Below are 25,608 nucleotides of genomic sequence, written 5' to 3'. Positions count from 1 at the left end.
TCGACCTATGAAAGTGCGACTGACGTTCCTTGCCGCCAGCCTGTTGCTGGCGGCCTGCAGCGGCCCGGCGCCGCGCCTCGACAGCGGCGTGCAGCCACCGAGCGCGTGGCAGTCCGCCGACACCCCCGGCGCGCTGCAGAGCAATCGGCAATGGTGGACGCAGTTCGGCAGCCCCGAACTGGAGCGGCTGGTGGAACAGGCGCGGCTGGGCAGCTACGACCTCGCCGCCGCCGTGGCACGAGTCAGACAGGCCGAGGCCAGCGCAACCATTGCCGGCGCCCCGCTGCTGCCGGAACTCAAGGCCGGGCTGAATGCCAATCGGCAGAAACTGATCCACGGCAAGGGCTACAGCCAATTGGATGTCAGTCCCGAGAATCGCTCGCTGGACTATTACGATGCCGAGCTCAGCGCCAGTTACGAAATCGATTTCTGGGGCGGCAAGCGTGCCGCCCGCGACAGTGCGGTGTTCGGCGTGCAGGCCAGCGAATTCGATCGCGCCACCGTCGAGCTGACCTTGCTCAGCGGCGTCGCCAACAGTTACACCCAAGCCCTGGCCTTGCGTGAGCAGGCGCGCATTGCCGAACTCAATCTGAAAAATGCGCAGAATGTGCTGCAGCTGGTGCAGACCCGCTTCGACGCCGGCAGCGCCACCGCGCTGGAACTGGCCCAGCAGAAAAGCCTGGTGGCCGAACAACAGCGTCGCCTGCCGCTGGTGCAACAACAGGCCCGCGAAGCACTGATCAGCCTCGCCGCCCTGCTCGGTCAACCGGTGCAAGCGTTGCCGTTGCCCACGCAATCCTTCGCCCAACTGCACTGGCCGGACATCGCCAGCGGCGTGCCGAGCGACTTGCTGAGTCGGCGTCCGGACATTGCCAGCGCCGAGGCCAAGCTCGCCGCAGCCCAGGCTGATGTCACCGTCGCCCGCGCCGCGATGCTGCCGAAAATCACCCTGACCGCCAGCCTCGGCAGCGGCGCCGATCTGGCCGCCGATTTGCTGCGCACGACGTTCTACAACCTGTCCTCGGGGCTGACCGCGCCGATCTTCAACAACGGCCGCCTCAGCGCCGAACGCGACAAGGCCAAGGCGCGGCAGGACGAATTGCTGGAGACCTATCGCGGGGCAATCATCAACGGCTTCGCCGACGTCGAAAAAGCCCTCAGCAGCATTCGTGGCCTCGACGAACAACGGCAATGGCAAAGCGAAGAACTGAACCAGGCACAAACCGCCTTCGACATCGCCCAGAGCCGCTACCAGGCCGGCGCCGAAGACCTGCTCACCGTCCTGCAAACCCAGCGCACGCTGTATGCGGCGCAAGACCTCAACGTACAACTGCGCCTGTCGCGATTGCAGGCGAGCATTGCCTTGTACAAAGCGTTGGGGGGTGGTTGGGAGGTGATCTGAGGGCAACGCGTCGACTGAACTGACGCCTTCGCGAGCAGGCTCGCTCCCACAGGGAGCCTTGGTCGTGCCGAAAATTTCTGTCCAGACCGAATTTCATTTGTGGGAGCGAGCCTGCTCGCGAAGGGGTCCTGTCAGGCACTGATGCATCTGCATGACACTCCGCATTCGCGAGCAGGCTCGCTCCCACAAGGGGATTGCGACCTATCCTGAGTATGTGTTGAACCAATCTAGAGCTGTCGGCCCTTGACCTTCAAGTGCCGCGCATACCAAGGGCGCTGTGGCACTTTGCGGAACAGTTCGGTCATGTTGTCTTCGTCGCCAAAAGTGATACGCAGCGCCAGTTTCATGGTTTCCGGGTCCATCTCCACGGATCGCCCCGCTTGCAGGCCGGGCACGGTGCTGCAGCCGTGGGTGTCGGGGCCGAGCCAGGGGTCGGCGACTTCCACCCAGCGTCCCGGCGCAAACCACGGCACGCCGTTGACTTCCAGACGGCTCACTTCGCCCGGATGAAAACGTTCATGGGCGCGGAACCAGTCTTCCAGGCGATCATCGATCCAACCATGAAAGCGCCAGAACACCGGGTTCACATGGGAGGAAAACGGATCACCGAGAAAGTCGTTTTCCGGCGCATACCAGCGCGCAGCGAAGTCCGCCTGATCGCGCGCCATCGGCACCGGAATGTCGTTGGACGGATCACGCGCCACCGAAGCCCAGCGCATGTGCAGCCAGTCGTGCAGGCCCAGTTCGACTTCCGAGCCGAACTGGCCAAGGGTCAATTTCGACAAGTAGCGCGGGTCACGGTACTGCGATTCCCATACCAGGAAATTGCTCTGGAAAGTCTCCGCCGCTTTGATGTCGCTGACCCATTTGGTGTACTCGTCATCACCCTCGGCCAGCCAGGTCGGCGGCAGTGAGTTGCCGTCGTGGTTGTCGAAATAACGCGCGAAGCCTTGGCGGTCCCGCTCCAGCTCAGGCTGCGGCTGCGGGAACGCCGGCCACGATGGCAAATCCTGCATCGAGCGGGCGATGCCAAGCATGTGCCGGTGCATAAAGAAAAAATCCACGCCCGAGCCATTGCGATCCTTGCTTGGCCCACGGGCGTCGCGTTCCTTGTCACGTGGCCCGGGCTGCCAGCCGATGCCGCGCAGCGATTCGCGTTTTTTCTCCGAGAGCTTGTGCCACTTGTCGCGGGTAGCGTGCCAGAGTTGGTGGAACAACCGATGCTCGGGCGCCACCAGCCAGGCCAACAGTTGCGGATTCAGACCGGTGCGTTCACGGGCCTCGGGAAAACGCCGCTTGATAGCGATGAAATGATTGTCCAGCTCGGGCAACGCCAACGGCCGGTCCAGACGCAGCACTTGCCCGGTGAACGAGGCGCTGCCGGCATTGCCGAACGCCGCCCAGACTTCATCCAGTTTGACTTTGAATTCATACACCGGTGGCGCCAGCGGCTCATCGGTGCGCAGCAGGCGCCAATACATCTCGGCGCCGTTGCCCGGTGCCAGATCGCCAACCACTTGATAACGCACAGGCCCTTCGGCACGCAGATTCGCTCCGGTGTCGAGATAACCGCGCAGGCCGCGCCCACGATGAGCGATGTCGAGAAACAGTTCCAGACCTTGCGCAGGCAGACCATCAAGCCCCGCCGCCGCACCGGTAAAGCGAATGTCCCAGACCCCACGCAAATTGTCCGCCAGCTGTTGCCCGGCGGTGTCCGCCAGATCGACCGTGGCCTCGCCCGGGGTGATCGGAAACTCCTCGCGAGTCAGTTCACGATGTGCATAAAAAGCGGCAGGCAGCGCGGCGCCCGTGAGTGCCATGCCCGCCATGAACCAGCGTCGAGAGATCGTCATTGCCCTACCTGTGTCAGCCATGAAGCAGGCTTTATCCAAGCTAGAACGTTTGCTCGGCGCGGAAATTTACGCTGCCGGCAAACATCACCCGCGCCGCTGCCGGGCATTTGTAACGCACACCTAAATTAGCCGTGCAGCCACTCGTTCTTCCCAGATAGCAAAGGCCCCTGCGCCTGTACCTCGACGGCGAACCTGAATGAGATGGCAATGACAAAACCGCGTTGGAAAAAGGCTCTATTCATCGGCCTGCCGCTGGCCCTGGCGATCAGTGCCGGCGCAGGATTTCTGGCCTGGGATTACCTGAACAACCCCGGCTACCCGGTGAAGGTGATGAAACAGGCGACCGAGTTGCAGGATCGCCTGCTGTCGTTCGACAGCCACATCACCGTGCCGCTGAGTTTCGGCAGCCACGACCACGAAGTCGACAAGGATGGCTCGGGCCAGTTCGACCTGGTCAAGGCCAATCGTGGGCGCTTGTCTGGCGCGGCGTTGACGGTGTTCGGCTGGCCGGAAATGTGGAACGGCCCGAACGCCCCGCACCGTCCGACCGAGGGTTTTGTCGAAGAGGCGCGCAACCAGCAGGAAGTGCGCTACAAGATCATTTCCGGGATTGTCCGCGACTTTCCCAATCAGGCCGGCATCGCCTACACACCGGATGATTTCCGCCGCCTGCACGGCGAAGGCAAGTTTGCGATTTTCATCAGCATGCTCAACGCCTATCCACTGGGCAATGACCTGAGCAAGCTCGACCTGTGGGCCGGGCGCGGTATGCGCATGTTCGGTTTCAGTTACATCGGCAACAACAGCTGGGCCGACTCGTCGCGGCCGCTGCCGTTTTTCAATGACTCGCCCGATGCCCTCGATGGTCTGTCGGACATCGGTAAACAAGCGGTGCAGCGCTTGAACGATCTGGGGGTGATCATCGATGTTTCGCAGATGTCGACCAAGGCCCTCGAGCAAGTCGCCGAACTGAGCCGTACACCGCTGGTGGCCTCGCACTCGGCGCCCCGGGCGGCGGTGGATATCCCGCGCAACCTCAGCGATAAAGAGCTGCAACTGATCAAGAACAGTGGCGGCGTGGTGCAGGTCGTCGCCTTCTCGCAGTACCTGAAACCGCTGACCCAGGGCGCGCAGGACAAACTCAATGCGCTGCGTGCGCGCTTCGATCTGCCGCCACTGCCTAATCTGGCCATGGCGCTGATGCCGGGCGATCCGATCATCACCGCCTGGTCGGAACAGAAGCTCGGCCAATACGCCAGCGGCCTCTACGCGATCCTCGAAGAAGAACCGAAAGCCACTCTCAAGGACTTCGGCGACGCCATCGATTACACGGTACGCAAGATCGGTATCGACCACGTCGGCATTGCTTCGGATTTCAACGACGGTGGCGGCATCAAGGGCTGGGAAAACGTCGGCGAGATCCGCAACGTCACCGCCGAACTGCTGCAGCGCGGCTACTCCGAAGCGGATATCGCCAAGCTCTGGGGCGGCAACTTCATGCGCGTCTGGGATCAGGTGCAAAAAGCCGCGAAACCGGCGCTGGCGTCACGCCAGGAGGTGGCGCGACCATGACCGATCGTCGCACTTTTCTGAAACAGGCCGGCCTGCTCGCCGCCGCGCTGCCCCTGGGCGCCAGCCTGACTGCACCGGCGGCCGTCGCTGCCGTGCCGAATGCCTCGCGGGACAAATGGGCGCAGTTGCGTCAAATGTTCGATCAGGATCCTCAGGCGATTCACTTCGCCAATTTCCTCGTCACCTCACATCCGAAACCGGTGCGCGAAGCGATCGAACGCCATCGCGCAGCGCTGGATCTGAATCCGGGTCTGGCGATGGATTGGGATCTGGGCGTCACCGAGAAACGCGAAGAAAACGTGCGCCACTGGGCCGGCAAGTATCTGCAAGCCAAACCGGCGCAGATCGCCCTGACCGGCAGCACCACCGAAGGCCTGGCGATGATCTACGGCAGCGTGCAGGTGCGCGCGGATCAGGAAATTCTCACCACGGTTCACGAGCATTATTCGACGCGCAACATCCTCGATTTCCGCAGCCGGCGTGACGGCACGCGCGTGCGCAAACTCAAGCTGTTCGAAACCCCGCAGAGCATTTCTCTGGATCAGGTGCTCGACACGATCAATCGCAATATCCGCCCCGAGACCCGTGTGTTGGGCATGACCTGGGTGCATTCGGGCAGCGGCGTGAAGCTGCCGATCCGCGAAATCTCGCAATTGGTCGACGAGCACAACCGCCAGCGTGCCGATCAGGATCGGCTGATCTACGTGGTCGATGGCGTGCACGGATTTGGCGTCGACGACTTGAGTTTCCCGCAGATGAACTGCGACTTTTTCATCGCCGGCACGCACAAGTGGATGTTCGGCCCGCGCGGCACCGGCATCGTCTGCAGCCGCACCGAAGAACTGAAATACGTCAGCCCCAGCGTGCCGACCTTCTCCGAGGCCACCGCTTTCTCGACCATCATGACCCCGGGCGGCTACCACGCTTTCGAGCATCGCTGGGCGCTGGACGAAGCCTTCAAGTTGCACCTGCAACTGGGCAAGGCCGAAGTGCAGACGCGCATTCATCAGCTCAACAGTTACCTCAAGCAACGATTGCAGGAGCACCGCAACATCGAGTTGGTGACACCGCTCGACTCGCAGTTCTCCGCCGGTTTCACCTTCTTCCGGATCAAGGGCCAGGACAGCGACGCAGTGGCGGCCTGGCTGATGCAAAACCGGGTGATCTGCGACGCGGTCAGCCGCGACGTCGGGCCGGTGATTCGCACCGCCCCGGGCTTGCTCAACAGCGAAGCCGAAGTGGATCGCTTCATGGACATCCTCGGCAAAAAGCTGCGTGCCTGATCCTCGATTGCCGTTTTCCTTTCAAAGAGACGACTCATGAAAAAGCCTCACGCGTCACTCACCTTCAAAGCCCTGCCCGCATTGGCGCTGAGTGCCCTCTGCGCTGCCCTGTTGCCCGGCACCGCGCACGCGGCGACAGCACCCGCTGCGGGCAAAGTGTTCAAGGATTGCAAGGACTGCCCGGAAATGGTCGTGTTGCCGACCGGCAGTTACACCATGGGCACGCCGGACGATGAGGTCGGCCGCCAACCCGACGAAGGCCCGCTGCACACGGTGACGTTCAGCAAACCATTCGCTATCAGCCGCTCGCAGGTGCTGGTGGGCGAATGGGACGCCTATGTCCGCGAAACCGGCAACAAGCCCTACGACTTCGATGACCGCCCCGGCCGCCGCTGCACCGCCGGCAAGCCGGAATTCAAACAGACGCCACGCGATCCGGCCGTATGCATGAACGTCGCCGAAGCCCAGGGCTACATCGACTGGCTGTCGAAAAAGACCGGCCACGCCTATCGCCTGCAAAGCGAATCGATCCGCGAATACGCCGCGCGTGGCGGCAGCACCGGGCCTTTCCCCTTCCCGTTCGATGAGGGCAAGGATTACCAGATTTCCAAGCACGCCAACACCTACGGCGCGGCCGATGGCTACAACTTCACCTCGCCGGCCGGCACCTTCCCGGCCAATGCGTTTGGCGTGTTCGACGCCCACGGCAACGTCTACGAATGGACCGCCGATTGCTACCACCCGGACTACTCCGGCGTGCCCGCCGACGGTCGCCCATGGACCCAGGAAAACTGCGAACGCCAGGTCATGCGCGGCAATGACTGGGGCGAGGCGCCGATCTTTTCCCGCTCGGGCAACCGCAACAGCAGCTGGCCGACCAGCAAGGGCGACTGGCTGGGCTTTCGCGTAGTACGCGACCTCTGACCCCGCCCTCGACGAGCGCAGCCACGCCTGCGCTCGGTTAAAGAAACTCCGCGACCATTCGTTTTCCTTAAGTACCGGCACTCCCTCCGCATCGAAGCAGGAATCCTCCATGACCAAGCCTACGCGTGGGGCGATCAACGAATTGTTCGCCCTGCTCAAGCCCTTCCGCCTGATCGTCTCGGCGTCCATCGTGCTCGGCATGCTCGGCGGCCTGAGCGTCACCGTGCTGCTGGCGACCATCAACAACGCCCTGCATTCCGATGACGGCCTGACCCGCACTGTGGTGATGATCTTCGCCGGCCTCTGTGCCCTGGCCCTGCTGACCACGATCCTGTCGGACATCGGTACCAACTATGTCGGCCAGCACATCATCGCCAAACTGCGCAAAGAGCTGGGGGAGAAAGTCCTGTCGGCGCCGATCGACCAGATCGAACGCTATCGCAGCCATCGCCTGATCCCGGTGCTGACCCACGACGTCGACACCATCAGCGACTTCGCCTTCGCCTTCGCGCCCTTGGCGATCTCCATGACCGTGACCCTTGGTTGTCTCGGCTATCTGGCCATGCTGTCGTGGCCGATGTTCCTGATGATGCTGGTGGCCATCGCCATCGGCACCACCATCCAGGCCATCGCCCGGGCCAAAGGCATGCGCGGTTTCTACGCCGCCCGCGACTCCGAAGACGAACTGCAGAAGCACTACAACGCAATTGCCGAAGGCGCCAAGGAACTGCGTATCCACCGCCCGCGTCGCCAGCGCATGTTCGTCGCCGGCATTCAGAAAACCGCCGAGAAAATCTGCGACACCCAGATCAGATCGATCAACACCTTCGTCATCGCCAAGTCGTTTGGCTCGATGCTGTTCTTCGTGGTCATCGGCATGGCCCTGGCCCTGCAATCGCTGTGGCCGAGTGCCGACAAAGCGGTGATGAGCGGTTTCGTTCTGGTGCTGCTGTACATGAAGGGGCCGCTGGAACACTTGATCAGCACCCTGCCGATCATCAGCCGCGCGCAGATTGCCTTCCGCCGCATTGCCGAACTCAGCGAACAGTTCTCCTCCCCGGAGCCGCACCTGTTGCTGCAGGATCAGGGCAGCAAGCCAGCCGCCGTCAACAGCCTGGAACTGCGCAACGTGCGCTACGCCTTCCCTCCCGTGGAAGGCAGCGAGCCGTTCCGCCTCGGCCCGGTGAACCTGCGTATCGAACAGGGCGACATCGTGTTCATCGTCGGTGAGAACGGCTGCGGCAAAACCACGCTGATCAAATTGCTCCTGGGCCTGTACGCGCCGACCGAGGGCGAAATTCGCGTTAACGACAAGCCCATCACTGCGGTCAACCGCGACGATTACCGGCAGAACTTCACGACGATCTTCGCCGACTACTACCTGTTCGATGACTTGATCCAGGGCGATCGTGAAGTGCCGCAGGATGCCACCCGCTACCTCGAGCGTCTGGAGATTGCGCACAAGGTCAGCGTGCGCGACGGCGCCTTCAGCACCACCGACCTGTCCACCGGTCAGCGCAAACGCCTGGCACTGGTCAACGCCTGGCTCGAAGAGCGCCCGGTGCTGGTGTTCGATGAATGGGCGGCGGATCAGGACCCGACCTTCCGGCGGATCTTCTATACCGAGCTGCTGCCCGACCTCAAGCGCCTGGGCAAAACCATCATCGTGATTTCCCACGACGACCGTTACTTCGACGTCGCCGACCAACTGGTGCGCATGGAGGCCGGCAGGGTCAAAAGCGAACTGCAAACCGCTTGATCGAGGCAGCCGCGACCGGGCCGGAGAAAAAACTTTTCCGGTTTGCCGCGGCTTCCTCGTCTTAATGAGATGAATAAGAACCATTAACAACTATACCTGCCAAGGTCTTAACCTCATGTCCGCATCCCGTTTCATGCTTCGCCCTCTGACTCGAGCCCTGCTGATGCACGGCGCGACCCGCACACGCCTGGCCGGTAGCGGCCTGGGTCTGGCACTGACCCTCGCGGCAGCGCCGTATGTCCAGGCCCAGGAATGGACCCTGAACATCCCGGCCCAACCGCTGGCCCAGGCCCTGCAAACCCTCGGTCAGCAGACCAGCCTGCAAATCGTCTACAGCCCGGAAAGCCTGCAAGGCCTGCGCTCCAGCGCCCTCAACGGCCGCTATCAGGATGACGAGTCGCTGAAAGCCATGCTCAGCGGCACCGGCATTCGCTATCAGCGTGACGGCAACACCGTCACCGTGCTCGGCCCGGCCACTGGCGGCAGCGCGATGGAGCTGGCGCCGACCAACGTCAACGCCAACCGCCTCGGCGCCACCACCGAAGGCAGCAACTCCTACACCACCGGCGGCGTGACCATCGGCAAGGGCGTGCACTCGCTCAAGGAAACGCCGCAGTCGGTCACGGTGATGACCCGCAAGATGCTTGATGACCAGAACCTCAACACCATCGAACAGGTGATGGAGAAGACCCCGGGCATCACCGTCTACGACTCGCCAATGGGCGGCAAGTATTTCTACTCGCGCGGTTTCCGCATGACCGGCCAGTACCAGTACGACGGCGTGCCGCTGGACATCGGCAGCAGCTACGTGCAGGCGGACAGCTTCAACAGTGACATGGCCATCTACGACCGCGTGGAAATCCTCCGCGGCGCGGCCGGCATGATGAAGGGCGCGGGCGGCACCGCCGGCGGCGTCAACTTCGTGCGCAAGCGCGGCCAGGACACCCCGCACACGCAGCTGTCGCTGTCGGCCGGGACCTGGGATAACTATCGCGGCCAGGTCGACACCGGCGGCCCGCTGAACGACGCCGGCACTGTCCGTGGCCGCGCCGTGGTGACGCAGCAGACCCGTAAGTATTTCTACGACGTGGCTGAACGCCGTGATCAGATCTACTACGGCGCCCTGGACTTCGACCTCAGCCCCGACACCACCCTCGGTCTGGGCATGGCCTATGAAGACCTCGACGCCACCCCGTGCTGGGGCGGCCTGCCGCGCTACGCCGACGGCTCCGACCTGCACCTGAAACGCTCCACCTGCCTGAACACCTCGTGGAACAACCAGCGCAGCAAACGCGCCACCTACTTCGCCGACGTCAAACACCAGTTCAACGATGACTGGTCGCTGAAAGTTGCCGGCGTCTACTCGCGCAACACTCAGGACATGGAATATTCCTTCCCGAGCGGCACAGTGCCGTTGGGCGCCACCGCCACCAACACGCTGATGCTCGGCAGTACCTATGATTACGATCAGCGCGACTACGGCTTCGATGCTTACGTCGACGGCAAATTCGACGCCTTCGGCCAGCAGCACGAACTGATCGTCGGCGCCAACGCCAGCCGTTCGCACAAGGACGACTTCTACGCGGTGGCGGCATTGCCACAGCGCCAGAACGTGTTCAACCCGAACCACAACATCCCGCAGCCGGATGAAAGCTACTACCTGGCCAACGCCTCCCGTGGCGGCCCGGTGGACATGCACATCAAGCAATACGGCGCCTACTCGATCGCCCGCCTGAAACTCGCCGACCCGATGACCCTGGTACTCGGCAGCCGGGTCAGCTGGTACAAATCCGATACCGATTCGGTGCAGTACTTCCGCGGCGAAGGCACCGAGGTCAACACCCAGTCCACCGAAACCGGCCAGGTCACGCCATTCGCCGGCCTGCTCTACGACCTCAACGACAACCTGACCGCCTACGCCAGCTACACCGACATCTTCACCCCGCAAGGCTCGTACAAAACCATCGACGGCAGCACGCTCAAGCCGCTGATTGGCCAGAGCTACGAGCTGGGGATCAAGGGTGAGTGGTACGACGGTCGTCTGAACACCACGTTCAACCTGTTCCGCACCATCCAGAAAGATGCGGCCCAGGATGACCTGCGCTGCGAAGACAGTTCGTGCCAGATCAACTCCGGCAAGGTCCGCGCCCAGGGCTTTGAAGCTGAAGTCAGCGGTGAAGTGATCGACCGCCTGCAATTGCTGGCCGGTTATACCTACACCCAGACCAAAGTGCTGGAAGACGCCGACGCCACTCAGGATGGCGCGGTCTACAACTCCTACGTGCCGCGTCACCTGTTGCGCGTCTGGGGTGATTACGCCCTGAGCGGGCCGCTGGACCGTGTGACCATTGGTGCGGGTGTCAATGCGCAGACAGGCACTTACCGTGTCTCGCCTCTGGGCGGGGACAATGTCGACGGCGCGGGTTATGCGGTCTGGAACGGTCGCATCGGTTATCGGATCGATGACACCTGGTCGGTGGCGTTGAACGGCAACAACCTGTTCGACAAGCGTTATTACGCGACCATTGGTACCGAGGGGTTCGGTAACTTCTACGGGGATCCGCGCAATTTTGTGATGTCGGTGAAGGCTGATTTCTGATTGGTCTGATGTTGTTTAGAAGCCCCGCTTTGGCGGGGCTTTTTGATTTTTGGGATTGGGGGCATATCCGTTGTTGCGGGTGCTGCCGCTGGCGGTTTCGCTCTTACAGCGAGTCCCTTTTTCAAACGCCGGAGTGCCGGCCCAGCAAAAAGGAACCAAAAGGCTTTGCCCCGGCGTACGGCCCGCTCGCTGGGGCTCGGGGTACCTTCGTTACGGGACCGATCCTGGCGCAGCGTCTACGGTTGGCTTCGCTGCACCTACAATCGCTGTGTACGACTGCGTCGTACGGTCGCTGCGCTCCCACGCCCGGATCGATCCCGTAACGAAGCCTGCCGAAGGGGCAAAAGATCAAAAGCCGGATCAAAAGCCAAAGCCAAAGCCAGATCAAAAGATCGCAGCCTTCGGCGGCTCCTACAGTTGGATCAGGTGCGGGCATAGAGAAATCGGTCGGCTGTCAGGACGCCTTCGCGAGCAGGCTCGCTCCCACAAAAAACAAAAAGCAAGGCAGCGCAGCTGCCCGCGGCGAAGCCGCACCACTCAACAATGAGCGCAAGCTCGAGTGCTTTTGATCTTGATCCACCGGCGACGTCGGAAGGCTGAGTGGAGGGATTGATCCGGGGGTGGGAGCGCAGCGACCGTCTGGCGCAGCCAGACACATCGGAAGGAGGTGCAGCGAAGCAAACCGTAGCCGCTGCGCCCGGATCAGTCCCGCAGCGATGGAACCCGAGCCTGCGAGGGCCGAACGTAGGAGCTAGCGTTTTTTGCTTATTTTTTTTCTGGGCCGGCATTCCGGGCGCTTGTAAAAAAGTAAGTCGCCGTCAGGCGAAACCGCCAGCAGCCGCTACCAAAGCAACGGATATTCACCCCATCCAAAAAGCCCGCGCAAGCGCCCCACCCACCCTCGAATAAACCTCCAGAACCCCAGGCACCACCGCCCCCAACCGCAACAAATCATGAGTCAACCCGGCACAAACCTCGACCTCGACCTCAACCCCCTGCCCACGCAGCCTGTCGACATAAGCCTGCCCCTCATCCAGCAATGGATCAAACCCGGCGAGCAGCACAATGGCCGGCGCAACCCCACGCAAATCCTCCGCCAGCAACGGCGAAAAACGCCAATCCAGATAATCCTCCGGCCCACGCGCATAGTGCTGATAAAACCACTCCAGCGTGTCGTTCTCGAGCAAATACCCCTCGCCAAACAACAGCCGCGAATCATGCACCCGCGAAGCATCGGTCACCGGATAACACAACAACTGCGCCTTGGGCGCGATAGCCACCGTGTGCGGCTGCCGCACCGCCTGAATCGCCAGCACCGTCGCCAACGTGGCACCCGCGCTGTCGCCACCAAACGCAACGCGCGAACCATCCAGGCCGAGGCTCGCAGCCTGTTCGGCCAGCCAGGCCAAAGCGTCCTCGCCATCCTCCAGCGCTGTCGGAAAGCGATGCTCCGGCGCCAGTCGATAACCGACCGAGAGCACCGCACACGGCGTGCGCTGGCAAAACTCGCGGCAGACGCCGTCGTGGGAATCCAGACTGCCAACGACAAATCCGCCACCGTGGAAATACACCAGCACCGGCAGCGACGAGGCAACACCGCTGGGCCGATACAACCGCAACGCCAGCGCCGCACCATCGCGGGCCAGTGTCTCAATCTCGCTGACTTCAACATCCTGCGGCGCTGGCCAGCGCAGTTGCGCGGTGGTCTGTTCGAAGGTGGCGCGGGCCTCGCTCGGGGTCAGTTGGTGCATGGCCGGCAAGCCGGCGTCCTGGCTGTCTTGAGCGAGGTCGAGAAAAGCTTCCAGATCAGGGTGTAACGACATCGTTAAAAATCCTTGTATCTGCAATAAGACGGGCGCGCCTGGGCAGCGCCCGCGCAAAAGGCCGGGTGATCAACCCACCCGCGCCATGCAATGTTCGATCAACGCTTCAAGCTCGCGCTGGTAATCGCTCATCAGCGCATCCATGGTGCCGGCGCGGTAACGCTGGCTGCTGTAGATGCAGCGCAAGGCCAGTTGCCCGTCATAGACCTGGCCGACGATTTCCAGCCAGTTGCCCAGATTCGCCTTGAGACTGTAGTTGTCGCCGGTCTCTTCCAGTGCCGGCACCAGCAACGCCTGTTCGTCGAAGCTCTGGTCGAACTGTCCGAGGTAGTTGAAGGTCACCCGTGCCTGCGGCAGTGCGGCCAGTTGCGCCGAGATTTCCGGCCCGGCCAGATGACGCAGCACGCCATAGCCGATGCCCTTCTGCGGTACGCCCGCCAGTTGCGCCTGCACATCGATGATCGACTGGCCGATGTCATCGCTGTCCGGGCGCAAACGCACCGGGAACATGCTGGTGAACCAGCCGAGGCTGCGGCTCAGGTCGATCGATTCGAAGAGGTCTTCGCGACCGTGACCTTCAAGCAGAATCAGCGCCGACGGTTGCTGACTCCAGCGGCACAGGGCGCGGCTGAGCGCCGACAGCAGCAAGTCGTTGATCTGCGTGCCGTACACCGCCGGGGCCTGTTTGAGCAGTTGTTCGGTGTGCTCGCGGGAAAGCTTGAGCCGTGCCTGCGCTTGTTGCCGCACAAGGTTCTTGCCGCGCGGGTTGTCGCATGGCAGATCAACGCCGGGCTGATCCATTTGCTCCAGCCAATAGCTCAATTCCCGCTCGGCTATCACTGGCGCCTGCGCCTGCAACGCCTCGGCAAACGAACGATAACTGCTGGTACGAATCGGCAGTTGCGGCACCCGCCCCTGCACGCACGCCTCATAAGCGACTTTCAGGTCGTCGAGCAGAATCCGCCACGACACGGTGTCGACCACCAGGTGATGAATCACCACCAGCAACCGCGCCTGACCATCCGGCAAGGCCACATGCATGACCCGCCAGACCGGCCCGTCATCGAGTTTGAGACTGCGCTGCGCGAGGTTGGCCAAGGCTTCGACCTCTTCGCTGCTTTGCGCTTCGCGGCGCCACAGCACAGCCTCGTCGGACAAGCGGGTGCTGTAGCGCTGCAACCAGCGCCCGCCGTCGTTGGAAAAACGCAGGCGCAGCGAATCGTGATGCTGTTCGATCAAGCCCAGCGCCTGTTCCAGGGCATCGAGATCCAGCGGCTGACGTGCGCTGAGCAGCAACGACTGGTTGTAGTGATGCGCCTCGGCCATGCCTTCGGCGAAGAACCATTGCTGGATCGGCAGCAAATTGAACGCGCCCTCTGCGGCAACCTGAGTCAGGTCCGGCAGCGCTTGCCCGGCGCCCTCCTTCGCCACTTGCTGCTCGAGAATGCCGGCGATGGTTTGATAGCGCATCAGATCGCGCAGCTTCAGCTCCATCTGCAGCGTCGGGTGGTTTCTCACCCGCGAGATCACTTGCAGGCTGAGGATCGAATCGCCGCCCAGTTCAAAGAAGTTATCGCTGATACCGACCTGCCCGACCTGCAACACCTGCGCCCAGATTTCCGCCAGCAGGCGTTCCTGCTCGGTGCGCGGGGCAACATATTCGTCGCTTTTGAACTCCGGCTCCGGCAGTGCCTTGCGATCAAGTTTGCCGTTGGGCGTAACCGGGAACGCGCTGAGGCAGACGATCTGCGCCGGCACCATGTATTCCGGCAGCGAAGAACGCAGCCTGGCCTTGAGTTCATCGCCGATATCATCACCCGTGGCGGTGACCACATATCCGATCAGTTGCTTGCCGGAGGCATTGTCGCGGGCAATCACCAGCGCATCGCTGACCGCCGGCAACTGACGCAGGCTGGCCTCGACTTCGCCCAGCTCGATGCGGAAGCCGCGCACCTTGACCTGATGGTCGATGCGCCCGACGTAATCGACCACGCCGTCCGCGCGACGGCGCACCAGATCGCCGCTGCGGTACAGGCGTTCGCCCGGGGCAAACGGGTTGGGCACGAAGCGCTCGCCGGTCAGATCGGGGCGCCCGTAATAACCGCGAGCGACGCCGTAACCGCCGATGTACAACTCACCGGCAAAACCCGGCGGCAGCGGATTCAGATCGTCGTCGAGCACGTACAGCGAACGCGCACCGACCGCGCGGCCGATCGGCGCATACGCCGCTTCGCAATGCTGGCTGATGGCGACTTTCCAGAGCATCGGCGTGACCACAGTTTCGGTCGGACCATAACCGTTGGTGAAGAACTGCGGACGCAACGCGGCTTTGACCTGTTCGAAGGTCTGTTCCGGCACCGCATCGCCACCGAAGCAGTAGATGCGCACCGGCGGCGGTGCAATGCCGCTGGCGGCCGCGTACTCGGCCAGTTGCTTGAGATAGGCCGGCGGGAAACAAGCGATGGTCACGCCGTAATCGTGCAGGGCCTGATAGGTCTGCTCCGGGGTCCACAGGCATCCGTCGCGAATCACCAGACGACCGCCGCTGTACAAGGTACTCAGCCAGCGTTCATGGGCACCGTCGAAAGCGAACGACATGAAGTGCAACTCGCAACTGCTGGCGTCCATTTCGTACAACTCGGCAATGGCCTGGCAATGCATGCTCAGCGGTCCCTGGGTCACGGCCACGCCTTTCGGCCGCCCGGTGGAACCGGAGGTGTAAACCAGATAGGCCAGGCTCTGCTCGTGAACATCGCAGACCGGGGCAGCATCGCTGTAAAGACTGCGATCGAGTTGATCGATTTCCAGACGCCGCACGCCTTGTGGTGCAGGCAACGTCGCGCGCAGGCTGGTTTGCGTCAGCAGCAGGGCCATGCGCGAATCTTCGATCATGTACGCCAAGCGCTCGGGCGGGTAATCGATGTCCAGCGGTACGTACGCCGCACCGCTCTTGAGCACGGCGAGGAAACTCACCAGCATTTCCAGCGAGCGCGGCAACGCCACGCCGATCACCACTTCCGGCCCGGCGCCGTGGGCGATCAGGCACTGCGCGAGTCGATTGGCCTGCCGCTCCAGTTCCGCGTAGGTCAGGCTCTCGCCGGCGCATTGCACCGCGATCGCATTCGGTTGCTGTTGCGCATGACGACTGATCAGCTCCGGCAGCAACTGCGGCGCGTGGCGGTGGGAAGGCTCGGCGCTCCAGGTCTGCGCCGCTTGCCATTGCTCGGCGGACAGACGCTGCAAGTTGCCCAGCCGCTCATACGGCGCGGCCATCATCGCCGCGAGGGTGTTTTCCAGGGTCAGGCGAATGCCATCTACCGCCTCGGCGCTGAAGTGGCTGCGCAGGTACAGGTACTCGATCGACAACTCGTCGCCGAGCATCACCGCAAGGTCCATCGGCACGTTGGTCACGCCGTGGCCAATGGATTTGCCGAAGGTCAGCTCGGTGTCGGTTTCTTCCTGCAAGCGCTCGTCGATCGGGAAGTTCTCGAACACCACGATGCTGTCGAACAGCGCCTGACCACCGAGGTTCGACCAGCGCTGCACATCGGCCAGCGGTGCCTGGGAGTAATCGCGAATGTCGAGGTTGTAGGCCTGCACTTCACCCAGCCAGTCGGCCAGACGCTGATCGGCCTGCGGGGTCTGAATGATCGGCAAGGTGTTAATGAACAGGCCGAGCATGTTGCCGACGTTCGGCAGACTTTCCGGACGCCCTGATACGGTGGCGCCGAAGGTCACCGTCTGCTGGCCGGTGTAGCGTTGCAACAGCAGCAGCCACGCGCCCTGGATCAGTGTGTTGGGGGTGATGCGCAGGTCGCGGCAGAACTCCAGCAGGCGTGAGGTTTGCGCCTTGTCCCAATTCGAATAGAGCGCATCGTGACCGGTAACGTCGGCACTGTGGCGCGGGTGCATGGCCTGACTCAGCGCGGTCGGTTCGTTGACCACCGCCAGACGCGCCTTCCAGAACAGCTCCTGGGCATCCTGATCCTGCGCCTGCAACCAGGCAATGAAGTCGCGATAGCGGCCATTTTCGCCAGTCACCTCGCCCGTGGAGTAGTACTGCAAGACCTCGCCGAACAGCCGCGAACTGCTCCAGCCGTCCATCAGAATGTGGTGGCTGGTCCAGATCATCTGGTACTGCTCGTCGCCCAGCTGCAGCAGGGTCACCCGCTGCAAACGCGCTTCAGCCAAGTCGAAGCCCAGCGCGCGATCAGCGCTGGCGAACTCGGCAATCGCCGCCTCGCTGCAGTCCTGCCCACGCCAATCGAGCACCTGCATCTGCAGCGGCGCATGGCGATGGACGACCTGCAGCGGTTTGGCCAGGCCGTCCTGCCAATGGAAACTGGTGCGCAGGATCGCCTGACGCACAATGATGAATTCCCAGGCCCGGCGGAAACGCTCAACGTCGAGGCCCTTGATCGGCAGGCTGACCTGTTGCACGTAAAGGCTGCTGCCGTTATCCGACAGGGTGTGGAAGAGCATGCCTTCCTGCATCGGCGACAGCGGATAGACGTCTTCGATCAGCTCCGCCGGCACCGGCAAGGCATCGAGCTGCGCCTGATCCAGTTGCGCCAACGGGTAGTCGGCGGCGCTGGCGGATTGCGCGTCTGCAAGCGAAACCACTGCGGCCAGTTTCTGCACCGTCTGCTGCTGGAACAGGTCTTTGGGCGTGAAGCAAACGCCCTGCTGCCGCGCGCGGCTGACCAGTTGAATCGAGATGATCGAATCACCGCCGAGGGCGAAGAAATTGTCGGTCACGCCGACCTGCTCGATCTTCAGAATGTCCTGCCAGACCTCGGCCAGCTGCTGCTCCAGCGGCGTCGACGGCGCGACATAATCGCGTTGTGCCTGGCTGGCATCCGGTGCCGGCAAAGCCTTGCGATCAAGTTTGCCGTTGGGTGTCAACGGCAACTGTTCGAGGAACAGCCACTGCGCCGGCACCATGTAGTCCGGCAGATGCGCCTTGAGCGCGGCTTGCAACTCAGCACTCAGCGCGTCCAGTTGCGCGGGGCTTTGATCGGCTTCGGCCGGTACCACATAAGCCACCAGTTGCTGGCCGCCAACGCCGTCCACCGCCAGCACCACGCCTTCGCGCACGCTGGCCTGGGCCAGCAGACGCGCTTCGATTTCACCCAGTTCAATACGGAAGCCACGCACCTTGACCTGATGGTCGATGCGGCCGACGTATTCGATCCGGCCGTCATCCAGCCAGCGCGTCAGGTCGCCGGTGCGGTACATACGCTCGCCGTTGCTCGCCAACGGGTTGGGCACGAAACGTTCGGCGGTCAGGCCCGGGCGCAACAGATAGCCACGGGTGATGCCCTCACCGGCCAGATACAGCTCCGCTGCGATGCCGACCGGCGCTTGCTGCAATTGCTCGTCGAGCAGGTACGCAGTGGTATTGCGCAATGGCCGGCCGATATTGGCCTGGCCACCGAGTTCGCGACGGGTCCAGGTCGAATACGTGGTGTCTTCGGAAGGCCCGTACAGGTCGTATACGTGGGCAACCGAAGTCTCGCGGTACAGGGTGTCGACCAGCGCCTGCTTGAGCGGCTCGCCGGCCAGATTGATGATGCGCACGCCCGCCGGGATCTGGCCGATGCGTTGCAACGCGGCAATCGCCGACGGCACGGTGTTGATCAGGCGCACCTGATCACGCTCGGGCAAGTCCGCCAGCTCCAGGGCATTGCGCGCCATGACCATGGACCCGCCGCGCGCCAGGGTGACGAAAATCTCCCACACCGACAGGTCGAAGCACACCGACGTCGAGGCCAGCACGCCTTGCAGATCGTCCTCGCTGTAGACCTCGGCGGACCACTGGATCAGCGCCTGTACGTTGCGATGGGCGATGGCCACGCCTTTCGGTTTGCCGGTGGAACCGGAGGTGTAGATCACGTAGGCAAGATTGGCCGAGTCGGCGCGCGCCGGCAGGTTGTCCGGTGCTTGCGCGGCGAACGCCTCACCGCCGGCCTCGACCAGCACCACCTGCGCTTCGCTGGACGGCAGTTGCGCCAGCAAGGCTTGCTGGGTCAGCAGGACTTTCGCCTGACTGTCGTCGAGCATGTAGGCCACGCGGTCGGCCGGGTAGTCCGGGTCCAGCGGCACGTAGGTGCCGCCGGCCTTGAGCACCGCCATCAGGGCGATCACCAGTTCCGCCGAACGCGGCAGTGCCACGCCGACGCGCACTTCGGCGCTGACACCCAGCGTCACCAAATGCCGGGCCAACTGGTTTGCGCGCCGGTTCAGTTCGCCATAGCTCAGCGCCACGCCGGCATGACTCAACGCCAGTGCCTGCGGATGTGCTGCGACCCGTGCTTCAAAGCTCTGCGAAATCAACCGCTCGGCCGGATAAGCCGCGTGATTGTCGTTCCACTGCGCCAGCGTCTGCCGTTCGGCCAGCGGCAGCAGACCGATCTCGCCAAGTGCCCGTTGCGGCGCTGCGATAAACTGCTCGAGCACTTCACGCAAATGCGCCGCCAGAGCAAGCACGCTGCGTTCGGCAAAGTGCTCGGTGAGGTAGTTGAAATCGAGGTTGAGCACTTCGCTGGCACCAGCGATCAGGGTCAGGCCGTAGTTGGTCTGTTCACGATGCTCCAGACCGGAAAAGCGCAGCCCGCCCGGATTGGCCTCCAGCGCTTCGGACACCGGATAGTTCTCGAACACCAGCAAGGTGTCGAACAACGCTTCGCCACTCAATGCGGCCAGACGCTGAATGTCCTGCAACGGCGTCTGTTCGTAGTCGCGCAACAGCAGGTTATGGTCCTGCACGCTGCGCACCCAGTCGCCGACGCTGAGGGTGGCCTGCGGGCTGGCGATCACCGGCAGAGTGTTGATGAACAGCCCCAGCTGTTCTTCGATGCCCGGCAAATCCACCGGCCGCCCGGATACCGTGGCGCCAAACGCCACCGTGGCTTGGCCGGTGTAGCGCTGCAACACCAGCAGCCACGCGGCCTGCACCAGACTGTTGAGGGTCACCTGTTGCTGACGGGAGAAGCTGTTCAGACGCTGGGTCAACGCTTCATCGAAATGCAGACGGTGCATCTGTTTGCCCGGCCCCGGCACGGTGCGTCCGTGGCAGGCAGAGGCCAGTCGGGTCGGCTCGTCGAGTTCGGCCAGTTGCCCGCGCCAGAATTCCTGCGCCCCAGCCTTGTCCTGGCCCTGCAGCCAGACCAGAAAATCGCGATAGCGACCCTGCGCGCTCGGCACCGACTGGCCGGCGTAATCCTGCAGCACCTCGCCGAACATCCGCGAGTTGCTCCAACCATCCATGAGGATGTGGTGACAAGTGAAAATCAGTCGATGGCGATCGTCGGCAGTGCGCAGCAGGCACAGGCGCAACAGCGGCGGATTCTGCAGATCGAAGCCGCGTTCGCGGTCGGCCTGCGCCCGTGCTTCAAGCACTGCTGGCAGATCAGCGGCATCGCGCACATCGACTTCCGGCATTTCCAGGGTCAGTTGGCGATTGATCACCTGCAACGGCGCGTCGAGGCCATCGCGGCCCCAGATGAAACCGGCGCGCAGCACTTCATGGCGATCGACCACCCGCTGCCAGGCTTGCTGAAACCGCGCGACGTCGAGGCCGTCGATGTCCAGCAGCATCTGATAGACGTAGGCGCTGGGGTCGGCGTCGTACAGGCTGTGGAACAGAATGCCCTGCTGCATCGGCGCCAGCGGATAAATGTCCTCGATGCGCTGGGCGGCAATCGGCAGGCTGTCCAGATGCGCCTGGGACAAACCGGCCAGCGGCACATCGGACGGCGTGAGGCCGCCCGCATGGCTAAGGCAGTGGTCGATCAATTCGCTCAGCGCCACTTCGTAGGCGCGGGCCAGCGCGGCGATGGTCGCCTCCTCGAAGACGTCGCTGCTGTAGGTCCAGGTCAGGCTCAACTGGCCCTGATAAACCCGGCCATCGATGGTCAGCCAGTTGGCCATCGGCGCGTTTGCGTCCTGACCGGCGCCCTTGTCTTCGGTGGCAGGCCGCCACAAGGCGTCTTCGTCGAAGTTGTTATCGAACTGGCCGAGGTAGTTGAACGTCACCTGCGGTTGCGCCAGTTCATGCAGTGCCGCTTGTGCTTCGGCGGTGCCGAGATAACGCAGCAAGCCATAGCCGATGCCCTTGTTGGGAATCGCGCGCAGTTGCTCCTTGATGCCTTTGATCGAGCTTTCCAGGCTGGCGTTTGGTGTCAGGCGTACCGGGAACATGCTGGTGAACCAGCCCACGGTGCGGCTCAAGTCGATGTCATCGAAGAGGTCTTCGCGGCCATGGCCTTCGAGCTGCACCAACGCGCTGTCGCTAGCGGTCCACTCGCAGAGCACCCGCGCCAGTGCGGTCAGCAGCAGGTCGTTGACTTGAGTGCGGTAGACCGCCGGGGCCTGTTGCAGCAGCTGGCGAGTGCGTTCGGCGTCCAGCCGCGTGTCGACGCTGCGTTCGAAGCGGTTGTTCAATTGGCCCTGCGGATTATCCAGCGGCAAACCGAGCGGCGCATCGCGCAACTGTTCGCGCCAGTAGCTCAGTTCGCTGCCCAGCGCCGCGCTTCGCGCATGTTCTTGCAGGCGCACGCCCCAGTCCTTGAACGCGCTGGTCTTGGCCGGCAGATGCACGCGCTGTCCGCTGCTGATCTGCTGATAGGCGCTTTGCAGGTCTTCGAGCAGGATTCGCCACGACACGCCATCGACCACCAGGTGATGAATCACCAGCAACAGACGCTGACTGGCGTCCGGCAAATCGATCAGCGCCGCACGGATCAGCGGGCCGTTGTGCAGGTCGAGGCTGCGTTGCAGGTCCAGGCACAGCGCTGGCAATGCCGCGCTGTCGTCCAGCGTGAAAGTACGTAACAACGCTTGTGGCTGATCCGCCGCGCCGTGGCTTTGCTGCCAGCCCTGCTCGGTTTGGCGATAACGCAGACGCAAGGCGTCATGCTGCTTTTGCACCTGCGCCAGGGCCTGTTGCAGCGCCGCGGCTTGCAGGGTTTTCGCCGGGGTCAGCAGGATCGACTGGTTCCAGTGATGCCGCGCCGGGATGTCGCTGTGGAAGAAATACTGCTGGATCGGCGTCAGCGGCGCGTCGCCAAGCACTTCGCCCTGCTCCGTCTGCACCGCGTCGCTCTGCTGCGCCACGGTGGCCAAGCGCTGCACGGTCTGATGCTGAAAAATGTCCTTGGGCGTAAAGCGAATGCCGGCCTGCCGCGCGCGACTGACCACTTGAATCGAGATGATCGAGTCGCCGCCCAGCTCGAAGAAATTATCGTGAAGCCCGACCCGTTCGACCTTGAGCACGTCCTGCCAGATCTCCGCCAGACGCTGTTCCAGTTCACTGCGCGGCGCGGCGTAGGCTTCTTGCACCTGCGCAACGTCCGGCTGCGGCAGTTGTTTGCGATCGAGCTTGCCGTTGGCGGTCAGCGGCAGTCGGTCGAGGAACGCCCAACTGACCGGGACCATGTAATCCGGCAGGGTTTGGCGCAGGTGCAGCTTGATCGAATCGCGCAGCGCGCCCTGCTCGTCCGCGTTCAATGTCTCGGCCGGCACGACCCAGGTCGCCAGTTGCTGACCGCTGAGGCCGTCCACCGCCAGCACCACCGCTTCGCGCACCTGTGGATGCTTGAGCAGTTGCGCTTCGATTTCGCCGAGCTCGATACGGAAACCACGGATCTTCACTTGGTGGTCGATACGGCCGATGTACTCGATCACCCCGTCGCCGCGCAGCCGAGCGAGGTCGCCGGTACGGTACAGACGCTGGCCGGCCCTGCGGTTGAACGGATCGGGCACGAAGCGCGTGGCGCTCATGCCGGCCTGATTCAGATAACCACGGGCCAGACCGGCGCCAGCGATGTACAACTCACCGATGCAGCCTTGCGGCACCAGGTTGAGCGAGCTGTCGAGCAAGTACCACGACAGGTCGACAATCGGCGCGCCGATCGGGCTGCTGTGATTGCTCTGCAGATCGGCCAGCGACAATGGCCGGTAGGTCACGTGCACGGTGGTTTCGGTAATGCCGTACATGTTGATCAGCGTCGGCGCGCGGTCGCCAAAACGCTCGAACCACGGACGCAGATTCTGTACTTCCAAAGCCTCGCCGCCGAACACCACGTAACGCAAGGCGTTGCTGCGGCTCGACTCGCAGGCGACCTGCATCAGCGGTTTGAATGCCGACGGCGTCTGGTTCAACACCGTGACGCTTTCATCGCACAGCAGCGTGTAGAAATCCTCCGGCGAACGGCTGACATCGTGCGGCACCACCACCAGTTTGCCGCCGTACAGCAGCGCGCCGAAAATCTCCCACACCGAAAAGTCGAACGCGTAGGAATGGAACAGCGTCCAGCTGTCCTGCGGGCCGAAATCGAACCAGTGCGCGGTGGCGCTGAACAGGCGCATCACGTTGCCGTGCGGCAGCAACGCGCCCTTGGGTTTGCCGGTGGAACCGGAGGTGTAGATGACGTAGGCCAGATTGTCCGGCGTGGTCAGGCATGGCGGGTTGCTTTCGATGCTGTGTTCCGGCGCCTGATCCAGATCGAGGCAGACCAGCCCCGGCGGAATCGGCAATTGCCCGAGCAAATGGCCCTGGGTCAACAGCAATCGAATACCGCTGTCGTCGATCATGTAGCTCAAGCGGTCATCCGGGTAGCTCGGGTCCAGCGGCACATAGGCGCCGCCGGCTTTCAGCACCGCGAGAATGGCGACGATCATGTCCAGCGAACGCTCCACCGCAACGCCGACGCGCACGTCCGGGCCGACGCCCTGCTTGATCAGCGTATGCGCCCACAGGTTGGCGCGGTGATTGAGCTCGGCGTAGGTCAGGCGTTGCCCGGCACAGCTCACCGCCACCGCATCGGCATGCCGCTCGGCCTGGAGCTCGATGGCTTGCTGGATGCACTGGGTCAGCGGTTGTTCAATCAGCGGCGGATTCCATTGCGCCAACAGCTGTTGCTGCTGGCCGGCGGCGAGCATCGGCAATTGGCCGATGCGCCGGCTCGGCTCGGCGACGATCGCCTGCAACAGCGCGGTCCAGTGTTGCGCCAGGCGCTCGATGGTCGCTGCGTCGAACAGGTCAGTGGCGTACTTGAGCACCGCTTCGATGCCGTGAAGCTGTTCGGTGGTGTTGAGGGTCAGGTCGAATTGCGCGGTCTGGCTCTGCCATTCCAGCGGTTCGATGTTCAGGCCGTTCAGGCGTGTGGCGACGCTCGCGCGGCGCTCGGCCTGGTGGTTGAACATCACTTGGAACAGCGGACTGTGGCTGAGGCTGCGGCCCGGCTCCAGCGCTTCGACCAGTTGCTCGAAGGGCAAGTCCTGATGCGCCTGCGCCTCCTGCGCCGTCTGTTTGACCTGACGCAGCAGTTCGATAAACGGCAGCTCTGCGTCGATGTCCGCCTTGAGCACCTGGGTGTTGACGAAGAAGCCGATCAGGCGCTCGATTTCCACCCGGCCACGGTTGGCCACCGGCACGCCGACACGAATGTCGCTTTGCCCGCTGTAGCGATGCAGCAAGGCCTGAAACGAAGCCAGCAGCAACACGAACAGGGTGACGTTTTCCTGCCGGGCAAAGGCCTTGAGGGCATGGCTCAGCGCCGGATCAAGAATCAGGTTATGGCTGGCGCCGGCAAAGCTTTGATCGACCGCGCGCGGGCGATCCAGCGGCAGTTCCAGCACCGGTTGTTCGCCGCCAAGTTTTTCCTGCCAGTAGGCCAGTTGCCGCTCCTGCTCACCGGCCTCCATCCACTGGCGCTGCCACAAGGCGTAATCGGCGTATTGAATCGGCAGGGCCGGCAGACCGGCGTCGTGACCAAGGTTGAAACCGGCATAGAGCTGCACCAGTTCCTCGATCATCACTTGCAGCGACCAGCCATCGGAAACGATGTGGTGCAGGGTCAGCACCAGCACATGCTCAGCGGGGTTGACCTGCAGCAGCGCGGCACGCAGCAACGGGCCGTGCTGCAGGTCGAAAGTCTTCTGGCTCTGGGTCTGCACGAAAGCCTCGATCGAGTGCTCCGGGTCATTCGCCAGATCAGCGCTCAGGTGATGAATATCGAGGGTAAAAGGTCCTGCGGGCAGGACCACTTGCAAGGGTTGCGCGCTGTCTTGAGAGAACACCGTGCGCAAGGTTTCGTGGCGTTCGATCAGCGCCGCGATGCTGCGTTCCAGTGCCGGCACATCCAGCGGCCCCTGCAAGCGCAGGGCCGTCGGAATGTTGTAGGCCGCGCTGTGCGGTGCCCACTGCCAGAGGAACCACTGGCGCTGCTGAGCGTAGGACAGCAGCAACGGCTCTTCAGCCGTGCGCTTGAAAACCGGGGCAATGTCAAAGAGGTTGACGCCTTTCTGCTTGAGCAGAACCGCCAGAGCCTTTCTTTGCTTAGCCGAAAGTTGTCCTACCGACTCGATTAACTCTTGCACGCGTTTTTC

General features: G+C 62.9%; 9 protein-coding genes. 6 read left to right on the top strand and 3 right to left on the bottom strand.

Features of this window, described 5'->3' with window-relative positions; all coding sequences use genetic code 11:
- Positions 1 to 7 precede the first annotated feature (7 nt).
- Positions 8 to 1,402, top strand: coding sequence for an efflux transporter outer membrane subunit (locus tag AAEZ10_RS04185; protein ID WP_350567898.1), 1,395 nt, complete (start codon positions 8 to 10; stop codon positions 1,400 to 1,402).
- 227 nt (positions 1,403 to 1,629) lie between these two features.
- Here AAEZ10_RS04185 and pvdP read toward each other — a convergent pair whose 3' ends face one another.
- Positions 1,630 to 3,255 carry a pyoverdine maturation tyrosinase PvdP gene (pvdP, locus tag AAEZ10_RS04180; RefSeq protein ID WP_350567895.1) on the bottom strand — a complete coding sequence of 542 codons (1,626 nt, stop codon included), beginning with the start codon at positions 3,253 to 3,255 and terminating at the stop codon, positions 1,630 to 1,632.
- A 207-nt stretch (positions 3,256 to 3,462) separates the two neighbouring features.
- Between pvdP and pvdM the strand changes: the two genes are divergently transcribed.
- The 5 genes from pvdM (at position 3,463) to AAEZ10_RS04155 (ending at position 11,392) form a co-directional block, all read left to right on the top strand.
- Positions 3,463 to 4,827, top strand: coding sequence for a pyoverdine-tailoring dipeptidase-like protein PvdM (gene pvdM, locus AAEZ10_RS04175; RefSeq protein ID WP_350567892.1), 1,365 nt, complete (start codon positions 3,463 to 3,465; stop codon positions 4,825 to 4,827).
- Positions 4,824 to 6,110, top strand: coding sequence for a pyoverdine-tailoring periplasmic protein PvdN (pvdN, locus tag AAEZ10_RS04170; RefSeq protein ID WP_350567889.1), 1,287 nt, complete (start codon positions 4,824 to 4,826; stop codon positions 6,108 to 6,110). The genes pvdM and pvdN overlap by 4 nt, the downstream gene beginning before the upstream one ends.
- Positions 6,111 to 6,146: 36 nt before the next feature.
- Positions 6,147 to 7,034: a dihydropyoverdine dehydrogenase gene (gene pvdO / locus AAEZ10_RS04165; protein WP_151552277.1), complete on the top strand. Its 888-nt coding sequence runs from the start codon at positions 6,147 to 6,149 to the stop codon at positions 7,032 to 7,034.
- 109 nt (positions 7,035 to 7,143) lie between these two features.
- Positions 7,144 to 8,793: a cyclic peptide export ABC transporter gene (locus AAEZ10_RS04160; RefSeq protein ID WP_323168256.1), complete on the top strand. Its 1,650-nt coding sequence runs from the start codon at positions 7,144 to 7,146 to the stop codon at positions 8,791 to 8,793.
- A 115-nt stretch (positions 8,794 to 8,908) separates the two neighbouring features.
- The gene (locus AAEZ10_RS04155) at positions 8,909 to 11,392 is read left to right on the top strand and encodes a TonB-dependent siderophore receptor (RefSeq protein WP_350567885.1); all 2,484 of its coding nucleotides are present in this window, start codon (positions 8,909 to 8,911) and stop codon (positions 11,390 to 11,392) included.
- Positions 11,393 to 12,252: 860 nt separating this feature from the next.
- Here the strand turns inward: AAEZ10_RS04155 and AAEZ10_RS04150 are convergent.
- Together AAEZ10_RS04150 and AAEZ10_RS04145 are read right to left on the bottom strand one after the other, a co-directional pair.
- Entirely contained in the window at positions 12,253 to 13,215 is a 963-nt protein-coding gene (locus AAEZ10_RS04150; RefSeq protein WP_350567882.1) for an alpha/beta hydrolase, read from the bottom strand.
- A 69-nt stretch (positions 13,216 to 13,284) separates the two neighbouring features.
- Entirely contained in the window at positions 13,285 to 25,599 is a 12,315-nt protein-coding gene (locus AAEZ10_RS04145) for a non-ribosomal peptide synthase/polyketide synthase (protein WP_350567879.1), read from the bottom strand.
- Positions 25,600 to 25,608 lie beyond the last annotated feature (9 nt).

The sequence above is a fragment of the Pseudomonas sp. H26/SER47-MNA-CIBAN-0231 genome, assembly GCF_040310465.1.
Lineage (GTDB): Bacteria > Pseudomonadota > Gammaproteobacteria > Pseudomonadales > Pseudomonadaceae > Aquipseudomonas > Aquipseudomonas atacamensis.
Note: the sequence above shows the minus strand (reverse complement) of the source record. Positions and strands in the feature narration are given on the sequence as shown.

What these genes read in the sequence shown, in the direction of transcription:
- AAEZ10_RS04185 (WP_350567898.1), top strand. Translation starts at nt 8, where the DNA reads ATGAAAGTGCGACTGACGTTCCTTGCCGCCAGCCTGTTGCTGGCGGCC.
- pvdP (WP_350567895.1), bottom strand. Translation starts at nt 3,255, where the DNA reads ATGACGATCTCTCGACGCTGGTTCATGGCGGGCATGGCACTCACGGGC.
- pvdM (WP_350567892.1), top strand. Translation starts at nt 3,463, where the DNA reads ATGACAAAACCGCGTTGGAAAAAGGCTCTATTCATCGGCCTGCCGCTG.
- pvdN (WP_350567889.1), top strand. Translation starts at nt 4,824, where the DNA reads ATGACCGATCGTCGCACTTTTCTGAAACAGGCCGGCCTGCTCGCCGCC.
- pvdO (WP_151552277.1), top strand. Translation starts at nt 6,147, where the DNA reads ATGAAAAAGCCTCACGCGTCACTCACCTTCAAAGCCCTGCCCGCATTG.
- AAEZ10_RS04160 (WP_323168256.1), top strand. Translation starts at nt 7,144, where the DNA reads ATGACCAAGCCTACGCGTGGGGCGATCAACGAATTGTTCGCCCTGCTC.
- AAEZ10_RS04155 (WP_350567885.1), top strand. Translation starts at nt 8,909, where the DNA reads ATGTCCGCATCCCGTTTCATGCTTCGCCCTCTGACTCGAGCCCTGCTG.
- AAEZ10_RS04150 (WP_350567882.1), bottom strand. Translation starts at nt 13,215, where the DNA reads ATGTCGTTACACCCTGATCTGGAAGCTTTTCTCGACCTCGCTCAAGAC.